21 protein-coding genes are annotated in these 19,989 nt (G+C 55.8%); 15 read left to right on the forward strand and 6 right to left on the reverse strand.

Annotated elements, in window-relative coordinates; translation table 11 throughout:
• Nucleotides 1-2 precede the first annotated feature (2 nt).
• Nucleotides 3-272, reverse strand: a complete 270-nt coding sequence (locus tag E2K99_RS20475; protein ID WP_088754011.1) for a metal-sensing transcriptional repressor — start codon at nt 270-272, stop codon at nt 3-5.
• A gap of 84 nt (nt 273-356) precedes the next feature.
• Nucleotides 357-746, reverse strand: coding sequence for a DUF4148 domain-containing protein (locus E2K99_RS20480; RefSeq protein ID WP_134223381.1), 390 nt, complete (start codon nt 744-746; stop codon nt 357-359).
• A gap of 122 nt (nt 747-868) precedes the next feature.
• On the opposite strand from E2K99_RS20480, the gene E2K99_RS20485 reads away from it, so the two are divergent.
• The 5 genes from E2K99_RS20485 to E2K99_RS20505 all read left to right on the forward strand — a co-directional run bounded on the left by E2K99_RS20485 (nt 869) and on the right by E2K99_RS20505 (nt 6,671).
• Nucleotides 869-1,540, forward strand: coding sequence for a heavy metal response regulator transcription factor (locus E2K99_RS20485; protein ID WP_088754012.1), 672 nt, complete (start codon nt 869-871; stop codon nt 1,538-1,540).
• Nucleotides 1,537-2,946: a heavy metal sensor histidine kinase gene (locus E2K99_RS20490; protein WP_134223382.1), complete on the forward strand. Its 1,410-nt coding sequence runs from the start codon at nt 1,537-1,539 to the stop codon at nt 2,944-2,946. Before E2K99_RS20485 ends, E2K99_RS20490 begins: the two co-directional genes overlap by 4 nt.
• Nucleotides 2,947-3,343: 397 nt before the next feature.
• Nucleotides 3,344-4,294 carry a DNA-binding protein gene (locus E2K99_RS20495; protein WP_134223383.1) on the forward strand — a complete coding sequence of 317 codons (951 nt, stop codon included), beginning with the start codon at nt 3,344-3,346 and terminating at the stop codon, nt 4,292-4,294.
• Between the two features lie 2 nt (nt 4,295-4,296).
• Nucleotides 4,297-5,772 carry a tyrosine-type recombinase/integrase gene (locus E2K99_RS20500; RefSeq protein WP_134223384.1) on the forward strand — a complete coding sequence of 492 codons (1,476 nt, stop codon included), beginning with the start codon at nt 4,297-4,299 and terminating at the stop codon, nt 5,770-5,772.
• Nucleotides 5,773-5,954: 182 nt separating this feature from the next.
• The gene (locus E2K99_RS20505) at nt 5,955-6,671 is read left to right on the forward strand and encodes a hypothetical protein (protein WP_134222388.1); all 717 of its coding nucleotides are present in this window, start codon (nt 5,955-5,957) and stop codon (nt 6,669-6,671) included.
• A 278-nt stretch (nt 6,672-6,949) separates the two neighbouring features.
• Here E2K99_RS20505 and E2K99_RS20510 read toward each other — a convergent pair whose 3' ends face one another.
• Both E2K99_RS20510 and E2K99_RS20515 read right to left on the reverse strand, forming a co-directional pair.
• Complete coding sequence (locus E2K99_RS20510; RefSeq protein WP_134222387.1) at nt 6,950-7,288, reverse strand: CzcE family metal-binding protein; 339 nt, start codon at nt 7,286-7,288, stop codon at nt 6,950-6,952.
• A 102-nt stretch (nt 7,289-7,390) separates the two neighbouring features.
• A complete protein-coding gene (locus tag E2K99_RS20515; protein ID WP_134223385.1) occupies nt 7,391-7,930 on the reverse strand; it encodes a hypothetical protein in 540 nt (179 codons plus the stop codon).
• 259 nt (nt 7,931-8,189) lie between these two features.
• On the opposite strand from E2K99_RS20515, the gene E2K99_RS20520 reads away from it, so the two are divergent.
• Nucleotides 8,190-8,519: a DUF4148 domain-containing protein gene (locus E2K99_RS20520; protein ID WP_134222385.1), complete on the forward strand. Its 330-nt coding sequence runs from the start codon at nt 8,190-8,192 to the stop codon at nt 8,517-8,519.
• 100 nt (nt 8,520-8,619) lie between these two features.
• Here E2K99_RS20520 and E2K99_RS20525 read toward each other — a convergent pair whose 3' ends face one another.
• Together E2K99_RS20525 and E2K99_RS20530 are read right to left on the reverse strand one after the other, a co-directional pair.
• Nucleotides 8,620-9,999 (reverse strand): heavy metal sensor histidine kinase, encoded by a 1,380-nt coding sequence (locus tag E2K99_RS20525; RefSeq protein ID WP_134222384.1) that lies wholly within the window; start codon nt 9,997-9,999, stop codon nt 8,620-8,622.
• Entirely contained in the window at nt 9,996-10,691 is a 696-nt protein-coding gene (locus E2K99_RS20530; RefSeq protein WP_134222383.1) for a heavy metal response regulator transcription factor, read from the reverse strand. Before E2K99_RS20530 ends, E2K99_RS20525 begins: the two co-directional genes overlap by 4 nt.
• A gap of 150 nt (nt 10,692-10,841) precedes the next feature.
• Between E2K99_RS20530 and E2K99_RS20535 the strand changes: the two genes are divergently transcribed.
• From E2K99_RS20535 to E2K99_RS26265, 9 genes are all read left to right on the forward strand, one after another.
• Nucleotides 10,842-12,734: a copper resistance system multicopper oxidase gene (locus tag E2K99_RS20535; protein WP_134223386.1), complete on the forward strand. Its 1,893-nt coding sequence runs from the start codon at nt 10,842-10,844 to the stop codon at nt 12,732-12,734.
• A gap of 30 nt (nt 12,735-12,764) precedes the next feature.
• Nucleotides 12,765-13,778, forward strand: coding sequence for a copper resistance protein B (locus E2K99_RS20540; RefSeq protein WP_240733776.1), 1,014 nt, complete (start codon nt 12,765-12,767; stop codon nt 13,776-13,778).
• 47 nt (nt 13,779-13,825) lie between these two features.
• The gene (gene copC, locus E2K99_RS20545; RefSeq protein WP_134222381.1) at nt 13,826-14,215 is read left to right on the forward strand and encodes a copper homeostasis periplasmic binding protein CopC; all 390 of its coding nucleotides are present in this window, start codon (nt 13,826-13,828) and stop codon (nt 14,213-14,215) included.
• 7 nt (nt 14,216-14,222) lie between these two features.
• On the forward strand, nt 14,223-15,146 hold the full coding sequence (gene copD, locus E2K99_RS20550; RefSeq protein WP_134223387.1) for a copper homeostasis membrane protein CopD: 924 nt from the start codon (nt 14,223-14,225) through the stop codon (nt 15,144-15,146).
• A gap of 82 nt (nt 15,147-15,228) precedes the next feature.
• Nucleotides 15,229-15,645, forward strand: a complete 417-nt coding sequence (locus tag E2K99_RS20555) for a DUF411 domain-containing protein (RefSeq protein ID WP_134223388.1) — start codon at nt 15,229-15,231, stop codon at nt 15,643-15,645.
• Between the two features lie 154 nt (nt 15,646-15,799).
• Entirely contained in the window at nt 15,800-16,216 is a 417-nt protein-coding gene (locus E2K99_RS20560; protein ID WP_134223389.1) for a hypothetical protein, read from the forward strand.
• An 80-nt stretch (nt 16,217-16,296) separates the two neighbouring features.
• Entirely contained in the window at nt 16,297-18,645 is a 2,349-nt protein-coding gene (locus E2K99_RS20565) for a heavy metal translocating P-type ATPase (protein WP_134223390.1), read from the forward strand.
• 293 nt (nt 18,646-18,938) lie between these two features.
• Nucleotides 18,939-19,550 (forward strand): DUF305 domain-containing protein, encoded by a 612-nt coding sequence (locus E2K99_RS20570; protein WP_166675092.1) that lies wholly within the window; start codon nt 18,939-18,941, stop codon nt 19,548-19,550.
• Nucleotides 19,551-19,644: 94 nt separating this feature from the next.
• Nucleotides 19,645-19,974, forward strand: a complete 330-nt coding sequence (locus E2K99_RS26265; protein ID WP_134223392.1) for a four-helix bundle copper-binding protein — start codon at nt 19,645-19,647, stop codon at nt 19,972-19,974.
• The last annotated feature ends 15 nt before the right edge of the window (nt 19,975-19,989 follow it).

Here is a 19,989-nt window from a genome sequence, read left to right on the forward strand (position 1 = left end):
CCTTAGAGATATTTGGTGATTTCCTTGAATTCCCGCATGGCATCGGCGGCTTCCTTACCGTCCGACTGCATCACGTGATCCAGGCAATGATCTATGTGATCGTGTATCAGGGCGCGTTTCGCGTTGGCAACAGCACTTTCGACGGCCTGTAGCTGCTGGGAGACTTCCAGGCAGGCTCGTCCGGCCTCCATCATGGAAATAATGGTCTTCAAATGCCCTTCGGCCCGTTTCAGGCGCTTGATGATGTCTGGGTGGGAGGTGTGAATGCTCATGATCTCAGTTATCCTATCCGGGGGGATAGGATAACACGAAATAAAAAAGACGCTCCCACCACATCGCTAGCGCGCCTCAAGGGCTTAGGCGCCGTGGTAAAGCGATTGCCGGAAATCGTTGCTGGTAGCGCTTTCCAGCTCCTTCTTTACTTCCGCGCGGGACTTCGGCGTGCTGGCTTGGCGGATGATCGGGTAGTTGTTGCCGTTCGTGATGACACCATCGCTTTGAGCTTGTTTGAGCTCGGCGAGGACGTCAGCGCGGGTCATCTTGCTCTGGAACGGCACGATGGGATAGTTATTGAAGGCAGTCACGTTGGCGTTATCGCGTTGCTCAGGCGTCATCGACTGGGCGTTGACTATGGAAGCGGTGAGCAGCGTGGCGAGCAGGGCAAAAATAGCGGTAGATTTCATTAGATTCTCCAGGTCAGGGTTAAGAAGTCCGCCACAATCCAGAAAGAGGAGTTGCGCCGACATGGAGAATTCTAGAAAGGCGCCCCACACAGATGTATTGCTGAGGTATTACAAATTTGTAATGAATGACGAAGATCGAATGATTGAAAATGTAGGCACCTTTGCATGAACCTTAGGAGATAGCGATGCGCCTTCTGTTGATTGAAGATGAACCCAAGGCGGGGGACTACCTCCAACGCGGCCTGAGCGAGTCAGGCTTTGTCGTCGACTGGACGCGCAATGGCGTAGATGGCCTGCATCTGGCGACGGAAAGCCACTATCACCTGATCGTTCTGGATATCATGTTGCCGGGCATGTCAGGATGGGACGTCCTACGCACGCTGCGTCGTACTCACGACACTCCTGTGCTATTCCTGACCGCGCGTGACGAAGTCGAAGACCGCGTCAAAGGGCTGGAGCTCGGTGCCGATGATTACCTCGTCAAACCATTCGCCTATACCGAGCTTCTCGCGCGCGTGCGAACCCTGCTGCGCCGCGGTGTCTCGCGCGAGAGCGAAACGATTGTGATTGGAGATCTTCATATCGACGTCGTCCGACGCAAGGTGGTGCGCAACGGCAACCGGCTTGAACTGACGGCCAAGGAATTTGCTCTGCTCTATATGCTCGCCAAGCGCACTGGCGAAGTTCTTTCCCGGTCAGAAATCGCTTCGCAGGTATGGGATATGAATTTCGACAGCGATACCAATGTCGTCGACGTTGCAGTCCGGAGGTTGCGCGCCAAGCTTGACGATCCCGCCGAGAGAAAACTTATCCACACGGTGTGGGGCATGGGATATGTCCTGGAGGAGCGCAATTGAAACTGAACGCTCCCTTGTCCATCGTCGCCCGGTTGGTGTTGTTGTTCGCCGCCGCCTCTGTGTTCACATTGACGGCAGTCGGTGCCTATCTGTATCACTCGTTGGCCCATCAACTGGAAACGCGCGACGACGAGGAGTTGCTTGGAAAAATCCGCTCGATCGCCCACCTGGTACAGGAAGCGGGCTCGGTCGATGCCATGCGACGGGCCCCTCATATTTTTCTAGATGCCACCCTTGGGCATGACAAGTTGCTAGTGGAGATCAAGACCACGGATAACGGGCTGTCACTGACTAATCCCGGCACCAGCCCTCTGGTCTTCCCCAAAGTCCTGACTTTGCAGGAAGAGCTCGACAAGTCCGCTATTTTCACCCTGGACATGGGCGAAGGAGAATCAGCGCGGGCGGTCGCCTGCGAACTACAAGTCGCGAAAACGGGTGAAATCGTGCAAGTCATGGTGGCCCGGTTAAGCTCGGATCGCATGGCGTTACTCGGCCAATACCGGATGGAGATATGGATTTGCGTTTGCGCGGCCATCATCCTGGCCACGGTATTGAGCTACTTCCTGGTCAAGCGCGGATTGTCACCCTTGCGGCAACTGGCGATGAGAACCCGGGAAATCACCGTACACAAGCTCGACACGCAAATCGAGCTGAGTTCCGCGCCCCCCGATTTGCAAATCATCGTCCGCGCGTTCAATGAGATGCTCAACAGATTACATTCGAGCTTTGAGAACCTCACGCAGTTTTCCGCCGATCTCGCTCATGACTTGCGTACTCCGCTCAACAATCTGATGATCCAGACTCAGGTGGCGTTAGGCCAGGTCCGCTCTGTCGATGAGTACCAGGCCTTGTTGGGGTCCAACCTGGAAGAATTCCAACGCCTGACGCGTATGACAGAGAGCATGCTTTTCATCGCGAGGGCAGAGAATGCCTCCATCGTTCTCCAGCGAGAACAACTGGATCTTCCCCGCGAATTGCAGAAGATTGCGGACTACTTTGAAGGATTGGCGGAAGAAAACAACGTCTCTATTGAAGTAACCGCCACCAGCACCTTGGCGGCAGACCCCATCTTATTGCGTCGAGCCGTCGGCAACCTCGTTGCCAATGCACTGCGCTATACCCCCAGTGGGGAGCGGATACGCATCACCGTGACACCTGATGGCGATGCCCTATCAATCTCCGTAGCCAATCCCGGCGCGGGAATCGATCCGGAACAACTCTCTCGCATCTTTGACCGTTTCTATCGAGCCGATCCGTCTCGCGTCGATTCAGCCAATTCGGCTGGACTCGGGCTGGCCATTGTCAAATCGATCATGAGCCTGCATGGCGGCACCGTTTCTGCGACATGTACCTCGGCCGGAATCACTATCTTCACGCTTAGCTTCCCTCTCTCTTCGCCGGCGTGATACGCCGGCACCTTCTCGTCCAACCTTGCTCCCGCCTGACACGACCATTCTTGCCAATTGACATGGCAAATCCGCTTTTTTCCATCACAAGGGGTCTCTTTGATTCCTGTGCAATTTGCGACGGTAGGCTGACCCTGTAGCGGCGCGGCTTTTCGGCCGACGATCATCAAGTTTCCTTTTAAAATCAGTCACTTGCTGACTGGCCGCCTTCTCCCCTCATGCCCAGCCCACTCCTATGCGCAACCGGCCCCAGGCCATCATTTGACCTACGCCTCGGTCTGTTTTAAAAGGATAATATTGGTTATCCCTTATTTAGAAATTTAAAACTTACGTTTATAGCTTTTATAACGTTAGAAATGTATGTAATACTATTGAAATATCCTCGTTTGGAGCCCCTATGCCGCGCGCCTCCATTGCCTCTCCCGCTCAGATCCGCTCTACCATCCTGGCGATGCTCGCAGAAGCCCACGACGCTAGTCCCGCAACCCGTGAGCGCTTCCGACGAGTTGTGTCCGTCCGCAAGCTCAAGGATCGCCTCGGCGGCGGTGACCCAGCGACGTTGGGGCGTGCGATAAATGCAGTCGAATCCGAAATCGTCACAGCGGGCCTGGCGGATATCGCCATGCCCGACATTCCGAACGAGATCGCCGAGCTCATGCGGCAGCTCTGGCATGCGGCGGTGGCCACGCAATTGGATGAGGTGGTGAAGCTCAAAGCTGAAGCGCAGCAATCCGTCGCGACAGCCAACTCAGCTGCGGCCGAGGCCAATATGCGGGTGGATATGCTCCGAGAGGAATTAGAGGCGGCGCGCACCCTGCTGGCAGCCCGCGACACCGAGCTGGCGCAAGCACGGGCCGATCTGTCCGTCGCCCGTGTTCAGATGTCCTCCCTGGAAGAACAATCAAAGCAGGCACAAGCGATGTCGCAAGCGCTACGCGACCAAGTCGCTGCCCTTGAGCGGTCGCAGCAGGAAAGTCTCTCTGCAGCTCAGCACCGGTACGAGGGATTATCCAAGCAACTGCTGCAGGAGACCGCGCAACAGCGGCAAGCACTACAGCAGGAACAGAGTCGTTTGGCCTCTCAACTTAAATTCGCAGAGCGTCGCATGGCATCGCTGGAAGAATCGCTCGCGCACGCAGAGGCTGACGCCGGGGCCGAACGAGACAAGCGACAGACCGCCATCGGCGAAGTCAACGCGTTAAGAGCGGTCAATGCCAGCCAGCGGGCTCAGCTTGACGAGTTGATGCGCGCCACGCTGTCGAAGACCCCAGCGTCAAACCGTCGATCTGTCGCGCCCAGCGAAAAGCCGGGGAGCAAGCGTGCGGCACCACGTCGCAAAGGAGAGTAAGCATGGCCCGATGGTTCGATCATGGCGTGATGCCGCCCGTCCTCGTGCCAGAGACGGTAGAAGCCGCGCTGACCTACCTTACGCATGCATTGGGTCATCCTTGCTATGAGCGATGGACCCTACGCAAGGTAAAACAAGCCTTTCCCTCATTGCGTGAAGCTAAAACAGCCAAGCCGGTACTGTTTAATCTGCTTCTTGATCATTCCGAAGCGGTCGAATGGTGGGAAAGCGGTCGACTTCGTACTGCTGAAGTAAGCAGCGCACCGGCGCCGGCAGATGTGATGGAGCGCCTCCTGCGTAACCATCGGCAGCGGTTCCGCCTGCAAGAACAGGCTACACAGCTGACGCCAGACCGCGAGGAGGAGCACAACTGGCTCGCTATAATTGATCCCCACCGTGTAGCCTCGCTGTCGGCGTGGTTGTCACGCGGTGGGCGCTTCGTCAATGGCGAGTCCACCACGAATACCTTGGCTGTCCAGAACGATACCCTGGCGACTTCGCTGTTCTTGCGAGATCGGGCAAGCCGATCACGCCACACTCTGCGCGCCTACGGGGCCGACCTACGGCGACTTATTGGCTGGTGCCGCGACCAGGATATTGGCCCGCTTTCTGACCTTACCAGGAACGATTTGCTCCGCTATAGAGATTACCTGCGTAGACCGCGCATAAGCGTTGATACTGATGGCCAGCGGCGCGTTATTGCCGTCGGCGACCGCTCCCAGGCTCGCGCACTTGCTGTTGTGGCGAGCCTCTTTCAATACTGGTTTGATACCCGTTATCTGATCGCGAACCCGGCCTCGGGCTTGGTTGTCGGCCTCCAGGCAAGAAATGAATTTGCACCCAAACGATTTTTACCTACCGCAGCACTTTGCGCATGCGACGCGTGGATGAAGAAATGCGTCGAGGCACCAGATATTGCCATGTTGCGCCGCCGGGCCATCTGGGTACTGTATCGATACGGCGGGATTCGGCTCGCAGAGCTCGCGTGGGAAATCGATACCAATCTGCCCCGCATAGCAGTTGACATGGACGGCCAGTGGACCTTGTATGTGGACGGTAAAGGCAACAAACCTAGGGCTGTACCCCTACCCAACGTTATCATCGAACCCGTTTCCTCCTATCGATCTGCACGCGGCCTGCCGCCAGCTCCGGCCCCGCACGAAGTGCTGCCCCTGATTCACGGGCTCAAGGGGGGAACGCTACGCGAAGCGGGACTGTACAGGGAGGTCAAGGCCATCTTTACATCGGTCGCTGCCACACTGGAGACCGACGATCCAATGCAAGCTTCACTGCTGAGCGCCGCCTCGCCCCATTGGTTACGCCACGCCTATGCCAAAGCCTTGGTAGTCGATCATCAGGTACCACTGCCCGTTGCGCAGGCATTGTTGGGTCACGCATCCGTGCAGACCACCGCTGCTTATTCCAAGACAGATCTGACTCAGCTGCGAACTTTCGTAAACTCCAGCTTTAATACGTGATACGCCACTGGCGGCGTACGATCAGCCCGCAACCTGACAGACCTGATCCACGCAAAATTTTCCGCTCTCAAAATGTAGGTTTCGCAATGATATGGCATTGTCGGTATAGTAAGCGGATCGAGCGCTGTATTCTCCTCGCTTGAATTTCTTCCTCACTCAAAATTCCTCCTCGACGGTCGAGCATGAAACTGAAGTCTTACAACGTGGCTGAATGTTTTTCGACGTTCGCGTTGCCACACATTCTTTACGTTGACCAGTTAGCTGATCGAGAAAAAGCTGTGATGATTTGTTGCTTGGGCTGGAACATTGCGCTCTTCGATTCGCTGGATCAACAAGAAGAACAGATTGGACGGCTATGGGAGCGGATTCATGCTGACAATCGCAAGGAGCCTCGGCCAGGCTTGGAACAGGGATTCAAACAAGATTTGCGGGCAGTGGTCAGACAGAAGCGCCTGCTATTTCCGTGGCTACACAGCGCAATCAAGAGTGCCTATCTCGTGCGGGTCGATCAGCATGACGTATTGCAGGTGACCGCTAACAACAGCGACCACGAATTCAAAGTGGTTACGCACCCAGATCCAATGGGCTTGCCGAAGATCATCGAACAATTGCGCTTAATGCAGGAAAATACGCAGAAACAGGTTGGCCTGGCTCGGCGTCTACGCAGTGTCCCTGAGGCGCTGGGGGACATAGCGATCACGCAAATGATCACAGCTTACTGTGTGCAGCGTGCTGACCTTTTAGGCTATCACCGGCTGCTTTCTTTGTGGCGCGAAACTCAACCCGGCCCTAGCGTAAAACGGGTCATCGCTCACTGGCTGGGCGTTATTGCCGAAATTGACAAAACTTCGGAGGCAGTCATCCAGACTCTTGCTGGAGATCCGGACTACGCTAGTTGATCTGGTCTCCTACGACTGGTGCGAGAACGGACTCGCTAGTCCATGCGTACAAACGACCACCATCTCGACCAACAAACATTTTCCCCAGCCTTCGGCGCGGCCAGCAGCGTGTTGCGAATCGGAACGACCTTCGGCGAAAGCCGACATTTGGGGCCATCCGGCCGAGGTATGCCTCAGCCGGCGCAGTGACTAGCCCAAAATTAGCTTTCTCCAACACACGCAACAACCGATCTGGATTGCCGGACACGCTGGAATATCAGGTCAATCGATTCTCGTGATTAACGGCTGTGGTAGAGGGGATTCAATCCCAGATAGACGACGGCATTCGGCGCTGCAAAATCGGCCGGAGCAATTTTTGCGAGTTCGAATGGTCGCCGACCGAAAGTGTCGAACTTCCATACGAAACTTTTTCCTTGAGCGACGAAACGAATAGTTTCACCCTGATTCACATTGACGTACTTAGTCGAAGGATCGATTTGAATCTCCCGATCAACCAATGCATTGGACACGGACATTCCGTAAGGATCAGCGACTTGTGCGGTCGCTGGTGCGCTAAGGCCGACAAGCGATGCAAGTAGAACAATTGAGGCCGTAGCGGCAGCAAAGGTGACCTTCATGATTGGCTCCACAAAAATTAATGAGCCTTCATTCTATGCACCCGAAGATTACCAGCCCGCGTCCGGGCCATTACGTTTATGTAATCACCGCGTCTGATCTAGTTAGTCTTCGCCGTTCGGTGGTGCCACCAGGCGCAAGCGTTCCAACATCTTCTTGGCGACACCTTCATCTTGGATCTTCAGCGTAGGAACAGCGCTAAAGAAAGACTCTACTATCTGATACTCAAGGAAGGTAGCACCCGTTGGATCTATCGTTTCCTCAACGTCCTTGCTAGAGGGCACGGTGACTTTCAGAGTATGGATGCCAGGTGCCACCCTCAGCCTAGCAAAGGTCTGCGGGGCGAGTGCTGTGACGAGCTTGTCATCCAGGTACACCTTGGCCTGATGGGAGCGCTCTTGACTGTAAGGACGGCTAACGTAGAGGTAATAAGACCCAGACGGAGCTGGCTTAAATTTTTTGACGGCCATCTCGCTTTGTAGATCACTCATCGGCACCTCGGCACAACGACTGCTCTGCTGCATAATCGTGCAAGGCAGCGTGCTCTCTTTGTCCTCGTGGGTGGTAGCGCATGCGGCGACCAGTATCGCCACCCCGGTAACGGCGCATATGTTCCTGAACGCCTTATTCCTATAGATAGTCATTATGCTTTCCTTTAAGTGTTATCTGCGCAACGACGCTGTTCATGCCGTCACAAAACGGGGCAATGTTCTATCAATATAGCGCCGCGCTGACGGCTAATGAAACTGAAATTCACCATTACGGGAATGTAATTGGCGTGCAATGTCTCTGTGCGGAGAGCCTCTTTAAAATCCTCTTCAACGATCAAACATCAGTCCTACCTGAGGTTGGTCGACCAGCCCCTTCGAGCGGGCTTTCTGAAATGATTTTAGGAGAAACGATATGATTACCACCTCTCGCGCATTTGCTTTTTCTTTGCTGGTACTTGCAGCCGGTGCGGCCTCTGCCCAGACCTACGCATCCGACATCAACCAGCGTGACGCGGCCAACGTTACGGCGCGCAACAACTACCCGGTCGTGCCGTTCACCAGCACCAAGACGCGCGCCGAAGTGATCGCTGAATTGAAGCAGGCTCAAAACGCAGGGCTGATCACCAACGGCAACGATTATCCGATCGTTCGCCAAGCACCTTCGCAGAAATCGCGCGCGGACGTGAAGCGTGAATCGACAGAGGCCCGCAGCTCCACGACTTCTCTTTATCAAGGCGCGTAATCAGCCCTTTTTATGCTCGCTTAGGGCTTCTCTCCCTAATTTGCCACTGTCGCGCTTGTCGTTTCAGTGGCTTTTTTTACGTCCTGCGCAATCCGCTTCCTTAGGCCACTGTACGAGGAAAGATCAGACTGAAACTCGTCTTTCCCTGTTCTGATTTCACGGTTACATCGCCCTGATGGGCATGCATGATGGCCTTGGTAATGGATAGTCCCAGGCCAGCCGAATCCGTGTCGGCCTTCGTACGCGATTTGTCTGCGCGGTAAAAACGCTCAAATAAATGCGGTAGATGCTCCGCTGGGATCTCGGGGCCGTCGTTTTCGACATGTACGATGACGTTGGTCGCAGACTTGCTAATCGACACAGCGATGCTTCCGGACGAAGGCGTGTAGCGCATCGCATTGGAGATCAAGTTGCTCAAAGCGCGGCGTACCATGAGACGATCCCCCTTGATGAACGCCTCTCCGGAAAGCTGTAATCGCACTTCTTTCTCTTCGGCGAGTGCATCGTAGAAGTCGAAAAGCTCCGCCGTTTCTTCGTGCAGGCTCAATGCCTCATGACTAGGCAGACTGATACCGTTCTCGGTCTGTGCCAAGAACAGCATGTCGGAAATGGTTCTAGCGAGTCGTTGCAATTCCTCTGCATTGGAGGAAAGTGTGTCCCGATAGGCCTCGTTCGTTCGCTGCTGGGTCAGCACCACGTCCGTTTGCGTGAGCAAGTTGGTGATGGGCGTGCGCAACTCGTGGGCAATATCAGTAGAAAACTCGGTGATGCGATTAAAGTCGCGTTGAAGACGCTCCAGCATCGCGTTTAGCTTGGCCGCAAGGTCCGCGATTTCGATGGGCAAGGTCTCGACGGGCATGCGTTCGCCGAAGTTATGCGAAGAGACCGCCTGCACCTTATCCGACATCGCTCGCAACGGCGCCAACCCGCGCCGCGCCGCCCACCAGCTTAGCAAGACTACAATCAGCGCAGATCCAGTCACGTATAGCACCAAGGTCGTCTGAAAATTACGCATGAAGTGCTCATGGATTTCCGTATCGACGGCCACGACGATTTGCAGATCCTCGCCGCTTTTCTCGTCTTTCAAGTGAGCCTTGATTGCCTGGAACTCTTGGTGACCACCATGTGCAATGGCAAAGAAACGGCCAGCCCTGACAGTGTGGGCGGCGGCTAAAATCTGTGTAGTAGCTTCTCCCAGCGTCGAGTAACGCGTCACTCCGTCTGGCGAGCCGATGTAGACATAAAAATCCGGATGATTATGAAGAGCCTCTCCGAAAGTGGAATTCACTTCTTGCGCACCTCGCTCCTGTACTACTTTTCGGATAAGCTGCAATTCTTTTTCAAGGAGTTGCTCATCCTGTTCCGTGAAATGTTTAGCGACTGTGGACGTAATGAGTAGGCCCAGTCCTACGAGCACGGCAGTCGAAGCCACGGCGAAGAGCCCTGCGAGCCGGAGGGTGAGGGAGCGTTGCCGTATCATGCTGAGCTTTCTGCGAGCTCCGGTGCATCCAAAATGTAGCCGACTCCTCGAACAGTCAAGATCAGCTTGAGATCAAAACCATCGTCGACCTTCGCCCTTAGCCGGCGAATCGCCACATCGATCACATTGGTGTCGCTGCTGAAATTGATGTCCCAGATCTGCGATGCAATCAAAGAGCGCGGCAATACCTCACCACGGCGTCGCGCCAAGAACTCCAGTAAGGCAAATTCCTTGCTTGTAAGCACCAGCTTCCGGCCGCCTCTACTGGCAGTGCGTCGCGGGAGGTCGAGCACGAGATCAGCCACCGTCAACCGATCTTGTAGCAATACGCTGCTACCCCGACGCAACAAGGTACGCACCCTCGCCAGTAGCTCGGAAAAAGCGAATGGCTTGACGAGGTAGTCGTCGGCGCCCATCTCCAGCCCCTTGACGCGGTCGGAGACGCTATCTCGGGCCGTCAGAAACAAAACGGGGACCGTCTTTTGGGCGTCACGAAGCGACTGGACGATGCGCCAGCCGTCCACGTCGGGCAGCATGACGTCCAGAATGACCAAGTCATATGGCTCGGTCATGGCCAAGTGATAGCCGTCCAAGCCATTTTTTGCCAAATCAACAACGAACCCTGCCTCGGTCAGTCCGCGCTGGACGTACTCACCGGTTTTGGGCTCATCCTCAACCACAAGAAGTTTCATAGTATTAACATGTAGAACAACCACTACATGGTACGTCCAGTTCGGCGAAGTGATGCGATCATTACAGGAATGTAATGCGCGAGTAATCCAACTGATCGCCAGCGCTACTTATCATCAGCGCCATATCCCCATTTCGGAGAGTTTTATCCTATGTCGAACTCATCGTCCCCTTTGAACTCCCGCCGCCGTTTTGTCAAAGGGCTGGCCGCCGGAGGTGTGCTTTTAGGGCTGTCGTCTCGCGCCATGCAAGCGGTGGCTCAGGCTGCTGAAACACCGGCGAGCCCCTCGGCGGCACCCGTTCTCACAGGTAAGGTGTTTGACCTGGTGATCGCTGAATCGGCTGTCAATTTCACGGGCAAGCAGTCCATCGCCACGACGATCAATGGCTCCCTGCCAGGGCCCACCTTGCGCTGGAAAGAAGGTGACATGATCACGATCAACGTCACCAACAAGCTGCGTGAACATACTTCGATTCACTGGCACGGCATTATTTTGCCGTTTCAAATGGATGGTGTACCTGGGATCAGCTTTGCAGGAATTGCTCCCGGAGAGACCTTTACCTACAAATTCAAGGTAAAGCAAAGCGGCACCTACTGGTATCACTCCCATTCGGGGATGCAAGAGCAGACCGGGGTATATGGCGCTATCGTCATCGATCCTGCTGATGCTGGCAAGAAACTGGCTGATCGGGAACACGTGATCCTGTTCTCGGACTGGATGGATGAGAATCCGATGTCCGTCCTCTCCAAACTCAAAAAACAAGGGGACATCTACAATCTGAACCGCGTGACGGCTGGGGACTTTGTCCGCGACGCGCGTAAAGATGGCGTGAAGGCGGCCATGGATAATCGTGCGATGTGGAATGAGATGCGCATGAATCCCACGGATTTGGGGGACTTGTCCTCCGCTGTTCTGACCTTCCTCGCTAACGGCGTCACGCCGGCAGGCAACTGGACCGCATTGTTCAAGCCCGGTGAGAAAGTCCGCCTGCGCTGTATCAACGGATCCGGCAATACCTTCTATGACGTACGTATTCCTGGATTGAAGTTGAAGGTGGTTCAAGTCGACGGCGTGGATATCGAGCCGATCAGCGTAGATGAGTTCCGTTTTGGACCGGGGGAAACCTGCGATGTGGTGGTCGAGCCCAAGGAAGATGCTTACACCGTGTTTGCCCAGACCATGGACCGCACCGGCTACGCTCGTGGCACGCTGACCACACGTGCTGGGCTAACCGCCCCCGTGCCGGCAGTCGACAAGCCGGAGTGGCTCAGCATGGGTGACATGATGGGAGATATGTCTTCCATGGGGGGAATGGATCACGGTGCCATGGGGCACATGAACCATGGCGCCATGGGCAACATGTCCTCGATGAACATGGACTCGATGTCCAGCATGGACAGCATGGATTCCATGGACAGCAACACACCGATGCAGAACATGGATGGCGGCGCTCAGTCCATGCAAGGGATGGACCACAGCCAGCATCAGATGGCTCCTGCCAATCCCTTGAAAGTACCGAGCAAGAAGGCTCGTCATGCTCGCACCGAATACGGCCCGAGTACCGATGCCCGTGTCGACACGGCGCGTACCAACCTGGACGATCCGGGCGTGGGCCTGCGCAACAATGGTCGCCGAGTACTGACGCTGGCCGACATGCACACTATCGGCGGCCCGCTGGACAACCGCGGTCCAGAGCGGGAAGTTGAGCTTCATCTGACCGGCAACATGGAGCGCTACGCCTGGTCGCTTGATGGGCTCGAATTCGGTAAGTCGACACCGGTTCATTTCCGTTATGGCGAACGTCTGCGTGTCATTTTGCACAACGACACAATGATGACGCACCCTATGCACTTACACGGGATGTGGAGCGAACTGGAGACGCCCAATGGCGAGTTTCTGGCGCGTCGACACACGATTCCGGTCCAGCCAGCTCAGCGAATCAGCTTCCTGGTCACTGCAGACGCCCTGGGCCGTTGGGCCTGGCACTGCCACCTCATGTTCCATATGGACATGGGCATGTTCCGCGAAGTCGTCGTCAGCTAACCAGGTTCTGCACCGAAAGGCATACCCAGAATGACTCTTACCCGTTACTCAACTCAGATCCTCGTGCTGGCACTCGCATCGGCCGGCATGAATGCAGCGTGGGCGCAGTCTCACGAGGGCCACACAGCCGCACCGGGCAGCTCGGCCACCCAGGCTGCCACTACCATGGACAGCATGGATTCGATGGACGGCGGTACCGCCAGTGCCGGCGGATCAATGGATCATGGAGCGATGAATCACGCCGGCATGAACCATGGCGGTATGGAGATGGGGGGATCCGGCATGGGGGGAATGGATATGGGCTCGACCGCGCCCGCTGACGCCCGTGATCCGAATGGCTATTCCAACGGCTACACCCTCAATACCGGACCCTATGTGCAGAAAGACACCAGCGCCTTGATGATGTCGGACATGCATTCCTTCGGGTCTTTCCTGGTAGACCGTCTGGAGCGTGTCCATACCCGAAATGGCAATTCGATTGCGTACGACACCCAAGGTTGGATCGGGAATTCTTATGACAAGTTCTTCATCAAGGCTGAAGGCGATATCGAGCAAGGCCGCGTGGGCGACGCCCGGACCGAATTGCTGTGGAGCCATGCGATTACCCCCTATTGGGACACCCAGCTCGGCCTGCGTGTCGACGTAGGCAGCAACCGGCCCGGCCGTAATTGGTTAGCGTTCGGTGTGCAGGGCCTGGCCCCCTACTGGTTTGAAGTGGAAGCCACAGGCTACGTCGGCGAACAAGGTCGTACTGCCTTGCGGCTTGCCGCAGAGTATGAACTGCTACTGACGCAGCGCTGGATTCTTCAGCCCCGTGTCGAAGCTAACCTTTACGGTAAAGAAGATCCCGAACTGGGCATCGGACGAGGTCTGTCCAGTGCCGCCTACGGCGTCAGGTTGCGCTATGAGATTACCCGTCAATTTGCGCCCTATGTCGGCATCGAGCGCAACCAGAGTTTCGGCCGTACTGCCAGCTATGTACGCGGTGCCGGCGGAAATACGGGTGAAACCCGGCTGGTAGCCGGTGTACGTGTTTTATTCTAAGTCTCCACCTCTTTGTCCCTCCACAACACCTCCAAAGGAGAATCGCCATGTCCTACCAGTCTCTCTTCGCTAAGACAGCCGTCACCATCGCTGCAGCGGCTTTCGCTACGGCAGCCTTCGCTCACCCCAAACTGCTCGGCTCCACTCCGGAAGACAACTCGACCGGAAGCGCCCCCGAAAAAATTGAATTGCGCTTCTCCGAAAACCTCTCCAAACAGTTTTCCGGGGCCACGTTGCTGATGACCGGGATGCCTGGTATGAATCATGGCGGTTCGCCCATGAAGGTGGCGGCCAAGGTATCAGGTGCTGATGATCCGAAGACCATGGTAGTGACGCCGACCCAACCCTTGACCCCGGGTGTCTATAGCATCGAGTGGCGCGCGGTCTCTTCGGATACCCACCCGATCACCGGCAAGATCACTTTCACGGTGAAGTGAGCTGACGATGGATTGGATGACAGTTTTGGTGCGCTTTGCGCTGTATGTGGTCTTGATGCTCGTTTTCGGCCTGCCGTTGTTTCAACTACATGCTTTGCGTAAGCCTGAACGGTCATCCGTCCTTGCCAAGAAATTCTCTAACCTGGCCGTCGCTCTGGCTGTGGTCGGAATCTTCTTATCGACCATCAGCATGGTACTGATGGTCAAGGCGATGAGCGGGGCCGTAGACGTCAGTGCGATTGAAGAGCACATGATCGAAATGATGCTGACCGAGACGTCGTTCGGGATGGCATGGTGCCTGCGTATTGCAATGCTGGTCCTCTTTGTCGCGGCAGGACTATTCGTCTCCCGCGCCCATTCCCTCAGATTGTGCATCATGAGTTTGACCGGTGCCGTCGCTTTGGCAACCTTATCTTGGGGGGGACATGGTGCAATGGATGAGGGTGTACGCGGCCAAATGCATTTGGCCGCTGACATTATTCACCTACTGGCTGCAGGCGCCTGGGTGGGAGCTTTAGCCGTGTTCGTGCTCATGTTGGTATGGCGCTATGGAGATGGTCCGGCTGACATTGCGTTGCTGAGCCGTACGCTCAATGGTTTCGCTTTGATGGGAACAGTCATCGTAGGCTCGTTGCTGATCACCGGTGCGATCAACTATTGGCTCATCGTCGGTCCGACTTTCGCCGGGCTTCTGTCTTCGCAATATGGTCAGCTTCTGATCGCGAAGCTATTCTTGTTCTCGTTGATGCTCGCCTTGGCCGCCGCGAATAGATACCGACTCAGTCCCTTACTTGAGCGTGCTCACATCTCCGGTGAGCATCGTGAAGCAATTACCGCCCTTCAGAAGAGTCTTCTATTTGAAACTGCCTGTGCTTTCCTGATTTTGGTGCTTGTCGCCTGGTTCGGAACCTTAGGGCCGATGACTGAATAAGCTAGCTATCCATGCATTTCTCGGCGGACGCGATGATAACAACATCCGCCCGTCAGCCAATTTAATTCCCACTGACAGTCGAATGAAAAAGTTCTTCTCTGCGAGCCTGCTCTTTCTGACCTCTCTTGCTGCGCACGCGGCCGGGGAAGCCATCACCGTGTACAAAGACCCTGACTGCGGCTGCTGCAAGGCTTGGGCAGAACACATGAGTCAGGCCGGCTACAAGCTCCACGTCGTTGACAGCAAAGAGATGCCTGGGATTAAAAAGCGCCTTGGCGTACCTGAACCTCTTCAGTCCTGCCATACCGCCGTTGTTGACGCAACGGGCCAGGTGATCGAAGGCCATGTTCCGGCCCCAGCTGTGGCCAAACTCATCGCTTCCCGATCGACAAAAGGTGTTGCGGTACCAGGTATGCCCGTGAACTCACCCGGGATGGGAAAGATGGACGGGAAGTTGGTCACAGTAGACTTTGCCGGCAAGGAATTCTCACGAAATTAGTCGCTACCGTGCTCCTGGGTACATTTCGTCCGTGGCAGGCTTACCAGCGTTTTCACATAGCTTTGACTTGCATCACTTGCAGTCTTTCTATGCTCACTAGACTTCACATAGAGGCTGCTGATCTGCATGCCTCCTAATGAATCGAGGAGAAATCATGAAGCGTTTCACCCACCTGATCGGCGCGGTCGCGATGGCAACATTTTCGGTTGCTACACCGGCCCAAAACGCAACTGAGCACGAAGGACATCATCCCGAGGCGGCTGCAACTGCCTCTCCCGCGAAATCTGCCGCAGCAGGTGCACCCATGGTGCAGATGGATAGCCAGATAAAAGCCATGCGCGAGATGCATCAAAAGATGATGAGCACCGCTTCTCTTGAGGAACGCCGCCAATTGATGGCGGATCACATGAAGACGATGAAAGACAGTATGGCCATGATGCAAGGCATGATGGCAGCCAGGGCGGAGCATAAATCGCTGCCATCCCCTGCGGGGATGCAGAAGCAAATGGACATGATGCAGATGACCATGCAGATGATGATGGACTGTATGGAAATTCCAACGTCGAAGTAAGCCGCTGACGACGTGAGGCCGCGCTTCATGTGCCCCTCACGTTACCTGCTGGATATACCTGACACGGGAGAGCAGTAACTATGGATGAACACCACCACCATCATCACGCCGCACCAGTTCCAGCCGTTGAAGCGGGATCTCCCCCGGAAAAAAGCCAGACTGATCCGGTTTGCCACATGATGGTGGCTCCCGATCCATACCGGAGGATTGAACACGGCGGGAGAGACTTTTACTTCTGCAGTGACAAGTGCATGGGCAGGTTTCGTGCTAATCCAGCCGCATTTGTCGGAGATTCATCAAAGCCCGATGTAAGCACGGTATCGTCTGACGGAACCGTCTATACATGCCCCATGCACCCGCAAGTCAGGCAGGCCTCGCCGGGAAATTGCCCCATCTGTGGGATGAGCCTGGAGCCACTGCTACCGTCGGACCAAGAAGAGGAGAACCCTGAGCTGCGGGACTTCCAAAGGCGATTCTGGCTCACGTTACCCTTGACGGTGCTCGTGACGGTGCTGGCCATGGCCGGCGGCCGCATATTTCCACATGGCCTGATCGGTCAAAGCTGGATCGAGCTCGCGCTCGGTACGCCCGTGGTCCTCTATGCCGGATGGCCGTTCTTGACTCGCGGTGTCGACTCGATCGTCCACCGCAGTCCCAATATGTGGACCCTGATCAGCACGGGCGTGGTAGCCGCCTATGGCTATAGTGTGGTCGCAACCGTCTTCCCCGAGCTATTCCCCAAGGCCTTCATGGAACACGGGCGGATCGGTGTCTACTTCGAAGCCGCGGCCGTCATCATCTCACTGACCCTGCTGGGGCAGATCCTGGAACTACGGGCGCGCTCGCAGACCTCTGCCGCCATCAAATCACTGCTCGGCTTGGCACCTAAAACAGCTAGACGGATCGCTGCAGATGGTACGGAAGAAGATATCCCCTTGAGTAACGTTCATATTGGCGACCTGCTACGGGTCCGACCAGGCGAAAAAGTCGCTACTGACGGGGTGGTCGTGGAGGGAGAGAGCGCCATTGACGAGTCGATGTTGACTGGCGAACCGGTCCCCGTTACCAAGCGACCAGGTGACAAGGTTATCGGGGCAACGATCAATGCCAGCGGAAGCCTGATCATCCGCTCCGAGAAGGTCGGATCGCAGACCATGCTTTCGCAGATCGTTCAGATGGTTGCCCAAGCCCAGCGCTCGCGCGCCCCCATGCAGCGGTTGGCCGACGTGGTCGCCGGCTACTTCGTCGTAATCGTGGTCGGCATTGCTGTGCTGACGCTGCTTAGCTGGGGATTCTTTGGGCCACAACCCAGCTGGGTCTATGGCTTTGTCAACGCGGTTGCGGTGCTGATTATCGCTTGCCCGTGTGCGCTGGGACTGGCTACGCCCATGTCCATCATGGCCGCCACTGGCCGTGCCGCAACCCAAGGCATTCTGTTCCGAGACGCAGCGGCCATTGAGAGCATGAAGAAGCTCGATACGCTCATCGTCGACAAGACCGGCACGCTCACGGAAGGAAAGCCAGCATTTGACCGGATAATCGCCGCACCAGGCAGTCAAGAGACGGAGGTGTTGCAGCTGGCGGCAAGCCTCGACCAGGGAAGTGAGCATCCACTAGCGCACGCTATCGTTGCCGAGGCACGCCGACGCCAGCTTTCCTTGATGACACCCAGCAGCTTTGAATCTTCCAGTGGTATAGGCGTTCGAGGCATAGTCAACGGGGCGCGGGTGGCATTGGGCAATACCACGCTGATGGAATCGGAAGGCGTCTCTTCGACACCGCTGCTGGCTGAAGCAGAAGCTTTACGTGCCGAAGGTGCTAGCGTGATGTATCTAGCGAGAAATGGCGTGCTTTTGGGGCTGCTAGCGGTCTCTGATCCCGTGAAGGAAACTACACGGGAAGCGCTGGCCAGTCTAAAAGAAGCCGGGCTCACGGTGGTCATGGCCACCGGTGATGGCACAACCACGGCGAAAGCTGTTGCCGGGAAGCTCGGCATCTCTGAGGTCTACGGGGAGGTCAAGCCCCAAGACAAGCTCGCGCTCGTAGAACGTTTCCAGGCCGAAGGCAAGATCGTCGGGATGGCGGGCGATGGGATCAACGACGCTCCGGCGCTGGCCAAGGCAAATGTCGGAATTGCCATGGGGACCGGTACCGACGTGGCAATCAATAGCGCTCATGTCACCCTGGTGAAGGGCGATCTGCGCGCCATCGCGCGTGCGACGGAACTGTCCGTTGAAACGGTGCGCAACATGCGTCAGAACCTCGGCTTTGCATTCTTATATAACGCCTTAGGCATTCCCTTAGCTGCGGGCCTGCTTTATCCATTCACGGGGCAGCTTCTGTCCCCGATGTTGGCAGCACTCGCGATGAGTTTGAGCTCGGTATCCGTGATCGCGAATGCCCTAAGGCTACGCGGAACAACGCGCTGAGAACTATGGCTCAGCATTGCTGCTGATCGGGATAATACATCGGACGTCCCGCTGTGCCGGAAACTGGCCGACTCAAAAACGGCGTCCCAGACTAAATTTAGTATGCCGGTCTACTTCAAACGGGCTGCCCCTCGCCGGGAGCTTCCAAGACCCACCGGAGATCACGTCCAATCACCGTTGTAGTGACCAATGCATCCGGATTCTTTTTAATTCAGGCGCGAATTTTATGAACATCGACGCTTGAACGCGCTCCTATGGTCAGTAGTTTTCAGTTATCCAACCATGGAGCCCATATGCGAATCTCATCCAAAGTAGCCGTAGCGACGGTAGCTTTCTTCGCCTCAGCAGCAGCATTTTCTCAAACGCAGCCTGCCGAAGTATCTCCGCGTCAGGCGACGGCTGAGCCTCAACATGGTGACGCCATGAAGACTTCGTCTCACTCATATGACGAGCAATTTCTCGATACCATGGCCAAGCACCATGAGGAAGCTGTCCAGATGGCCGAGCTAGTCGATAGCCGCAGTGCGCACGATAAGCTAAAGCAAATGGCGAAGAAGACCATTGATGACCAAGGTGCTGAGATTGCTCAACTACGCGAATGGAAGTCGCAATGGTTTCCCAATAAGGGGAGTGCTGTGAACATGAAACTGCCCGGCATGATGCAGTCGATGAAAGGTATGTCGATGGAAAAGCTCCAGTCGAGTCAAGGCGATGAGTTTGATGCCATGTTCCTCGACATGATGATCAAGCATCATCGTGGGGCACTCGCCATGGCGCAGGACGCCATCAAGAAATCCCGTCACCCAGAAATTGTTGCCTTCTCCAAGAAGGTCATCTCACAACAACAAGAAGAAATTTCCACGATGAGTCGCTGGAAAAAGGAATGGAAGCTGGCCGTCCATTGATGAGTGATCACCTAGCTTCCTGTTTGCCATGGATCTGGCATTCGCCAGAACGCAATCCGGGCAGTCGGACTGCCCATCTATCAAGGAGATCGAAATGTCACATGAAGATTTTCGTACCTGTATTGAGGCCTGCTATGCGTGTGCAGCAGCTTGCGACCAATGTGCGGCAGCCTGTTTGCAAGAAGAGGATGTGAAGATGATGGCTCGGTGCATCGCCACCGATGCCGACTGTGCCACCATCTGCAGAACCGCTGCTGCGTTAATGGCCCGCGGCAGCGAGTTCACCCAAGAGGTTTGCACGCTGTGTGCGCGGATCTGTAAGGCATGCGCTGAAGAGTGTGCCAAGCACAAGGCCCAGCACTGCCAGGACTGCGCACAAGCCTGCACTCGTTGCGCTGAAGCATGCAGTCAAATGGCCGCCTAAATCGCTCGCCGCGTC

Source organism: Herbaspirillum huttiense (genome assembly GCF_004367745.1).
In the GTDB taxonomy this organism is placed as follows: Bacteria; Pseudomonadota; Gammaproteobacteria; order Burkholderiales; family Burkholderiaceae_D; genus Herbaspirillum; species Herbaspirillum huttiense.

Excerpts from the sequence above, each read along its gene's own strand:
- E2K99_RS20475 (WP_088754011.1), bottom strand. The coding sequence starts at position 272 with ATGAGCATTCACACCTCCCACCCAGACATCATCAAGCGCCTGAAACGG.
- E2K99_RS20480 (WP_134223381.1), bottom strand. The coding sequence starts at position 746 with ATGTCGGCGCAACTCCTCTTTCTGGATTGTGGCGGACTTCTTAACCCT.
- E2K99_RS20485 (WP_088754012.1), top strand. The coding sequence starts at position 869 with ATGCGCCTTCTGTTGATTGAAGATGAACCCAAGGCGGGGGACTACCTC.
- E2K99_RS20495 (WP_134223383.1), top strand. The coding sequence starts at position 3,344 with ATGCCGCGCGCCTCCATTGCCTCTCCCGCTCAGATCCGCTCTACCATC.
- E2K99_RS20500 (WP_134223384.1), top strand. The coding sequence starts at position 4,297 with ATGGCCCGATGGTTCGATCATGGCGTGATGCCGCCCGTCCTCGTGCCA.
- E2K99_RS20505 (WP_134222388.1), top strand. The coding sequence starts at position 5,955 with ATGAAACTGAAGTCTTACAACGTGGCTGAATGTTTTTCGACGTTCGCG.
- E2K99_RS20510 (WP_134222387.1), bottom strand. The coding sequence starts at position 7,288 with ATGAAGGTCACCTTTGCTGCCGCTACGGCCTCAATTGTTCTACTTGCA.
- E2K99_RS20515 (WP_134223385.1), bottom strand. The coding sequence starts at position 7,930 with ATGACTATCTATAGGAATAAGGCGTTCAGGAACATATGCGCCGTTACC.
- E2K99_RS20520 (WP_134222385.1), top strand. The coding sequence starts at position 8,190 with ATGATTACCACCTCTCGCGCATTTGCTTTTTCTTTGCTGGTACTTGCA.
- E2K99_RS20525 (WP_134222384.1), bottom strand. The coding sequence starts at position 9,999 with ATGATACGGCAACGCTCCCTCACCCTCCGGCTCGCAGGGCTCTTCGCC.
- E2K99_RS20530 (WP_134222383.1), bottom strand. The coding sequence starts at position 10,691 with ATGAAACTTCTTGTGGTTGAGGATGAGCCCAAAACCGGTGAGTACGTC.
- E2K99_RS20535 (WP_134223386.1), top strand. The coding sequence starts at position 10,842 with ATGTCGAACTCATCGTCCCCTTTGAACTCCCGCCGCCGTTTTGTCAAA.
- E2K99_RS20540 (WP_240733776.1), top strand. The coding sequence starts at position 12,765 with ATGACTCTTACCCGTTACTCAACTCAGATCCTCGTGCTGGCACTCGCA.
- copC (WP_134222381.1), top strand. The coding sequence starts at position 13,826 with ATGTCCTACCAGTCTCTCTTCGCTAAGACAGCCGTCACCATCGCTGCA.
- copD (WP_134223387.1), top strand. The coding sequence starts at position 14,223 with ATGGATTGGATGACAGTTTTGGTGCGCTTTGCGCTGTATGTGGTCTTG.
- E2K99_RS20555 (WP_134223388.1), top strand. The coding sequence starts at position 15,229 with ATGAAAAAGTTCTTCTCTGCGAGCCTGCTCTTTCTGACCTCTCTTGCT.
- E2K99_RS20560 (WP_134223389.1), top strand. The coding sequence starts at position 15,800 with ATGAAGCGTTTCACCCACCTGATCGGCGCGGTCGCGATGGCAACATTT.
- E2K99_RS20565 (WP_134223390.1), top strand. The coding sequence starts at position 16,297 with ATGGATGAACACCACCACCATCATCACGCCGCACCAGTTCCAGCCGTT.
- E2K99_RS20570 (WP_166675092.1), top strand. The coding sequence starts at position 18,939 with ATGCGAATCTCATCCAAAGTAGCCGTAGCGACGGTAGCTTTCTTCGCC.
- E2K99_RS26265 (WP_134223392.1), top strand. The coding sequence starts at position 19,645 with ATGTCACATGAAGATTTTCGTACCTGTATTGAGGCCTGCTATGCGTGT.